Genomic DNA, 6,000 nt, shown 5'->3' with positions numbered 1-6,000 from the left:
GAGTTGAGAAAGTTGGGCTAGGCGTCAGGGTACTGCCCCCGAGCCAATCCGACCCGGAGGATGCTTTCGAACGTGGCTCCAGCCGCCAGGGCTTCCCGGCTGGCGGCATAGAATTCAGCATACGGCGTATTCCAAGGACCAGACGATCATCCTTGTCGAACACGGCGAGGCCTTCGGGAATGACATCGAGCGCCTCGGTGAGATGGATGTGGACGGCTCGGGCGGCGGCTTCGGCCCGCTCTGCTGCCGCTTTGGCTTCGGCTCGAGCCATCTCGGTTCGATGACGTTCGGTAATTTCCTCGTGGGTCGCGACCCATGCATCATCTTTCATCGGCCGGTTGCGAATCCGCACCACGCGTCAGTTCGCCAATTCGCTAGTTCGATCGTGGTGTCTGATTCGTGGCGGATTACCGCCGCACTATTGCGCCAGGCCAGATTGTCTTGCTGGGACATCTTCGGCGCGCTGCCGACCGAATACCGAAGGTGCACAATTTCGTTCAGGGTTATGCCGGGCCGGACGACTTCCGGAACGAGGTCGTAGATCTCCAGATACTGTCGATTGCATACGATCAGGCGCTGGTCACCATCAAAAAAGCAGTGCTCCTGCGACATGTTGTTGAGCGCCGTATCGAAACGCTCGGCGAAAGCTTTGGCCTTTACGCGCTCTTCAATCGCTCGCCGTTCTGCGGCCCGCGCTCGGGCGCCTTCCTGCGCCAGACTGGCCTGGACCCTGATCAAATCGACGAAGTACTGGAAATTCGTCTTGATCACCCGCGCGAGCAGCCCGAGCACCAGCAGAAGGTTGACGCCCAGCGAGATCAGCCCCCCTCTCCGGAAAGCAGCAGTATCGCCGCAATCGGCGCGCCGGCGATCAGCATCGTCAGCCGCGACGCCGGGGGAAAACTGCCGAGGCAGTAGGCGGTGCCCACGCATCCCATGAAGACCAACAAGGCGACGGGCGCGCGCAAATTCGGATCCACGGCTTCGAACAGGGATAGAATCCGGAGCACGACTCCTGCATTGAGCACAACGCCCATGGCGAGGATTGTTCTGAGATAACGTCCTGCCTCCTCCGATGTAGGATCCCCGTTCAACCTGGTCCATTGGAGGCCGCGAGCAGGACGTCTGGGAGCGCAACCCTTAGCCAGGCTGAGACGGTGTCCGGGGGATCAGCCCGATGCTGATGCTGTTCACCAGCAGGACGGCGTAGAGAACCGGGATCTGCTCCGGAATTGCTCGACGAGCAGCGAACGGCCGAGCGGATCAGTGGCGTAGCCCAGAGAAAAAGCTTGCTGCGTTCGCGTCAGTACGCCCATTGATTTAGCCTAACCCTCCGCACAATCTAGGCTCGAATCATGAGGGAGCCGTAAAGCGGATTGGTGTGTCGGGACTTAACGGCGCTGCTGCAGTTGCGAACTTACGCCTTGGAGCGCCCCCGCCCGGCTTCGCGCAGGGTTATAACCGGCGACTGGTGGAAGGGGGGTCGCCCGAAATGCCTCCGCGTTCGCCAGGATAGCCACTCTCTGGACCGTCGAGCTGGAGGGGTGTTACGCGAGCCGCACACCAAGCTCTCCAGTAACAACGATGCGACAATCGGCGGCGTGATGAGTATCGCAACGGCTCGGCAGGTCTTCGACGGGTTAACGACGCTGTGGCCCTGTCCGCAATCTTCGAAAGAACACAAGCCCGCAACGCAACGCCGGTGAACTTACCCAGACAACTGGTCTCCACCAGGCCGTGGTCCTAACCGCCGGTTCTGCACGACCAGTGTTGAATGTCGCTCGCAACCGAGACTAACCTGGAATCTGCACCGGCAGTGCGGAATAACCGTGCACAAAATTAGATTCAACTCGCTCCGGTTCGCCGACCACCTTTACCTCCAGAGATCGGTTCAGCATCTCCTCCCATAGGATTTTCAGCTGCAGCTCTGCAAGATGCCTACCCGCGCAACGATGAATCCCAAATCCAAATGAGAGATGTTGTCGTACATTTTCTCGATCAATGATGAAGCTGTTGGGGCTCGCAATGACCTCGTCGTCTCGGTTGCCAGAGATATACCACATCACAACTTTATCGCCTCGCCTGATTTGCTTGTGGCCTATCGTCAAATCGTCCACAGCGGTCCGGCGCATGTGCGCGATAGGCGTTTGGTATCGTATAATCTCGGATACCGCCCCGGGCACTAGCGAAGCATCATCGCGGAGTTTTCGCAGTTCGGATGGATTTTGGCTCATGAACAAGACGCCACCGGTAATTGAGTTGCGCGTAGTATCGTTACCTCCAACAATCAGCAGAATGAGGTTGCCCAGGAACTCGCGCGGCTCCATGTTTCGGGTCGCCGGTGAATGCGCCATCATCGAGATCAGGTCAGCGCGCGGCTCGGAATTCACCCGTTCGCTCCAAAGCCGTGTGAAATAGTCCAGGCACTCGGACAGCACCACCTTCCGCTTTTCCCAGCTGTCGATCTGGTGGCCCATTTGTGGAGTCAAGGCGGCTACGTCCGACCAGTAGGTCAGCAGCCGTCGATCCTGAAACGGAAAATCGAACAGCGTGGCCAGCATTTGAGTCGTCAACTCGATCGAGACTCTGTCGACCCAGTTGAAGGTATCATTGCGCGGCAAACCGTCCAAGATCTTCTGAACCCGCGAGCGGATCAAGCCTTCAAGCTTCGCCAGGTTCTCCGATGCCGTTATCGGACTGACAGTCTTACGCTGCTGAGCATGGACAGGAGGACTCATCTTAATAAAACTGGGTGTCCAATACTTCTCCGGCGGGTCGACAATCGTGACGCTTCGCTCTGACGAGAATACTGTGTGATTTGAGTCCACGGCTATGATGTCGCGATATTTTGTTATCGACCAATATGGACCGTATGGGCTGTCTTCGCAATAATGGACGGGATCTTCCCTTCGCAGCCGCTCGAAACAAGGCCAAACGGTATCATCCTGAAAGCGCTTGGGCTGGCTTACATCAAGGCGGCTCAGCGGGATATCAGCCTTCTCGCAAGCGTTCTCTGCCGATAAGGCTGTCATGATTGTCTCCCCGACATTGGTGTACAATTTTGGTTGCTCGGCTGGGTGCGCTGTTTAGAGTTCGCATGCAAGCTCGGTCGAAAGACAACGAGCTTGGGCCGTACAGTGACAATGTGTGGCGCATGTCCATGGCTCGGGCTCGCGAGAGCTCGCACGATCGTCAGAAATCGGAAATCATCTTACGGGCGAAGTGAGGGGGGACGTTGGCTCGGCCCCTGTCGATGTAGAATAACGGAAACACGAGCGAAGCTCCCCTATCAGGATTGGGAGGCGCGCGAACTCGATTTTTGTGGTAACAGACGCAAGTACTCGCGATGGCACCCAGCCGCTTATCCTCATTTTCTCGGGCAGGCACGCCCCGTTGCCACTCGACTACTTACATTGCGCGAGCAGATGGAACTCTTATCACAGTAGGGACTAAGAAGAGATCGCGGTCCGCCAAGGACTCGTTTTTCCTTCTGCATGCGATGCGGGCTTTCGCAGAATGAATCAACAGGAGGAGGAGAAACAGGAACACGAGACCAAACCGGCGGTGGTGCGCGAGCCGGACGAAGGGTAAACTAACCTGAGGTCGCAGCTGGCATTAGAGTAGCTTCCATGCGCTGGAATAGAAGCGAATTGGCAAAGTTGGAAAAGCTTTGGGCCGCGGGACAAAGTGCCGCGCAGATCGCGCGTCATCTCGAGTGCAGTCGCAACGCTGTTTGCGGCAGGCTAACGCGGCTGGGCCTCACTCGAGGTCACAAGCCACCAACAGCAAAACCCAAGATTAGACCCGCCCCCAAGCGAGGGCCGACGTTGATGGCGGCAGGTCGCCATTGCGTCGGAAAGAAATTGTCGCAAAGGGCGCTAGATACGCAGCAGCTTCAGGCGATGAGCAAGCGGCAGCTTTACGCGATGCTAGCTGCGGCGGTCAGGAATACTGCGTAGAGCTGAAAGGCGCCGCGATGTCCCGGGCCTAGGCGCCGTACTTGGTTTATGCGGACGATGCGCGCTTTGCGGCTATCGGACGAACAATGATGTCGAGTAGAACGTTCGCGCGCCGGGAGGGCTCAATCGTAGTTCAAGTCATCCAATCTCAAGAGGCTGGATGGGATGCACGAACTAGGGTCTGTACCTAATTAGCGCCATGTGATTCTCTTGCCTGCGTGTTCTTGATTCGGGGGCGAGAGAATGCGTGCGGGTTTGTTTTGGCTGAATGACAGGCAATGGGCTCGTATCGGACCTCATCTGCCGACGGGACTGACGGGGCCGGATCGGGACGACGACCGGCGCATCATCAGCGGTATCGTTCACATGCTGCAATCGGGTGCGCGATGGCGTGATTGTCCGCGCGAATACGGTCCTTACACGACGATCTACAATCGCTTCAATCGCTGGGCCAAGCGCGAACGATGGTGCGCAATCTTTCAAGCCCTGGCCAAACCTGGCAAAGATGCCGTCGTGCTGTCGCTCGACTCGACTTCGATCAAAGCTCATCGGTGTGCCTCCGGCGGAAAAGGGGGGAGCACAATCAGGCAATCGGCCGCTCGCGGGGAGGCCGTACGACAAAAATCCATGCGCTGAGCGATCCGCTCTGCCGACCGGTCGTCCTGCATCTGACCCCAGGTCAGGATGCCGACATCGCTGCCGCGCCCGATGTTCTGGCGCTCGCACCACCCATGAGCGCGCTTCTCGCAGACAAAGGGTACGACGGGGACAACCTTCGCGCTGAAATCGCTAGTCACGGCGCCAAGCCCGTCATTCCCAATAAATCCAACCGTGTCGTCATCCACCGCTTCAACAAGCGTGCCTATAAAGGCCGAAATGTCATCGAACGCTGCTTTTGCCGGCTCAAGGACTTCCGCCGCATCGCCACACGATATGACAAGCTCGCACGGAACTTCTTGGCCGCTGTTCATCTCGCCGCTCTCGTCGCATATTGGCTCAATTGAGTCTGGACCCTAGAAGAAGTCAAAGGCGTTCTGGTTATTGAGCCTCGTTTTCGGCTATGCGTTTTCGGGGAAGCGCCCGGCGTGCTGATTTGCGCCAGTGTTTGGAATATTCGGCACGGGCCCACGAACTGCACGAGCTCAGGTGAAGCCGCTTGACCGTCAGCCAGCTCCAACGTCTGCTACCGACATGAGGAGAGCTGGACTGGGATTGAACGCGCGGGAAATCATCGAGGTTCGTCCGTGCCCGGCGGTGAGACCAGTGGCGCCCCTCCGACGGAGGTCGGCCCTTGTGGTTTAGACGGAGGCGCGAGTTTCCTCACCGGCTTCGGATCGGCTTGAGCTGACGGCGGAGAGGGAACGGAAGGACGTGAAGCGGTGAGTACCAGATTCGGCAACGAGTCGATTCGTGAGGTCAGCGCTGCAATTTGATCGGAAATTCGTTTTAAGTCTGCCTCCTGTGCAGTGATGCTGCGGTTGAGCTCGGCTATTCCATCGCTCGCCTTCTGTTCTCCCGATATAACCTCAGATAGAACCGCCCTGTCGTCGGGCGACATGTTTCGCGTTGGAGCGGCATCACGAACTGCCGAGCTCTCGAGATATTGTCTGACGTCGGTCAAAAAGTAGACTCCTGCAGTGCACAGACACACGAAGACGACCACCACCCACCCTAGGTGCCTTGACGATCTGTGCAAAACCGGCGGCAACTCTGAAGCGGCCGGCTGTTCAATTGCATCCATCACTTCTCGCTCGCCTACCCGGCTCATTAGCTTTTCCACTCCACTCGACAACACACTAACGCCAACAGCCCTGGTGCCGCCCGACAATCGACAATACGCTGTCCGTCACTCATATAGATCGTTTGGTCTTACCTCCTATGCGGCAGAGCGAGCCACGCGACGCGAGACTCGTTGCACGCGGGCGCTCCTACATCATAGCGCGCGCACCAAGCAATAGTTGTCGAGTTGATCGGAGGCGGAGCATTTTGGCGCAATCTACCACGAACATCCCTATAACCATTTATGCGCCCCATGCCCGAA

Annotated in this window: 3 protein-coding genes and 2 pseudogenes; 2 read left to right on the top strand and 3 right to left on the bottom strand. The window is 57.7% G+C overall.

Annotated features, from left to right (window positions below):
• From FXB38_RS44320 to FXB38_RS39685, 3 genes and pseudogenes are all read right to left on the bottom strand, one after another.
• Window positions 1-331: pseudogene (locus tag FXB38_RS44320) on the bottom strand (hypothetical protein); the annotation flags it as partial.
• Window positions 328-612, bottom strand: a complete 285-nt coding sequence (locus FXB38_RS44315; protein WP_246230545.1) for a PAS-domain containing protein — start codon at window positions 610-612, stop codon at window positions 328-330. The gene FXB38_RS44315 and the pseudogene FXB38_RS44320, both read right to left, overlap by 4 nt.
• A 1,181-nt stretch (window positions 613-1,793) precedes the next feature.
• Window positions 1,794-3,032: a cytochrome P450 gene (locus FXB38_RS39685; protein WP_148756333.1), complete on the bottom strand. Its 1,239-nt coding sequence runs from the start codon at window positions 3,030-3,032 to the stop codon at window positions 1,794-1,796.
• 597 nt (window positions 3,033-3,629) lie between these two features.
• On the opposite strand from FXB38_RS39685, the gene FXB38_RS39680 reads away from it, so the two are divergent.
• Window positions 3,630-3,959, top strand: a complete 330-nt coding sequence (locus tag FXB38_RS39680; protein ID WP_148756332.1) for a GcrA family cell cycle regulator — start codon at window positions 3,630-3,632, stop codon at window positions 3,957-3,959.
• A 224-nt stretch (window positions 3,960-4,183) separates the two neighbouring features.
• Window positions 4,184-4,963: pseudogene (locus FXB38_RS39675) on the top strand (IS5 family transposase).
• Window positions 4,964-6,000: the final 1,037 nt, after the last annotated feature.

The sequence above is a fragment of the Bradyrhizobium cytisi genome, from assembly GCF_008123515.1.
Classification (GTDB): Bacteria; Pseudomonadota; Alphaproteobacteria; order Rhizobiales; family Xanthobacteraceae; genus Bradyrhizobium; species Bradyrhizobium cytisi.
This window is presented reverse-complemented; position numbering and strand designations above follow the sequence as displayed.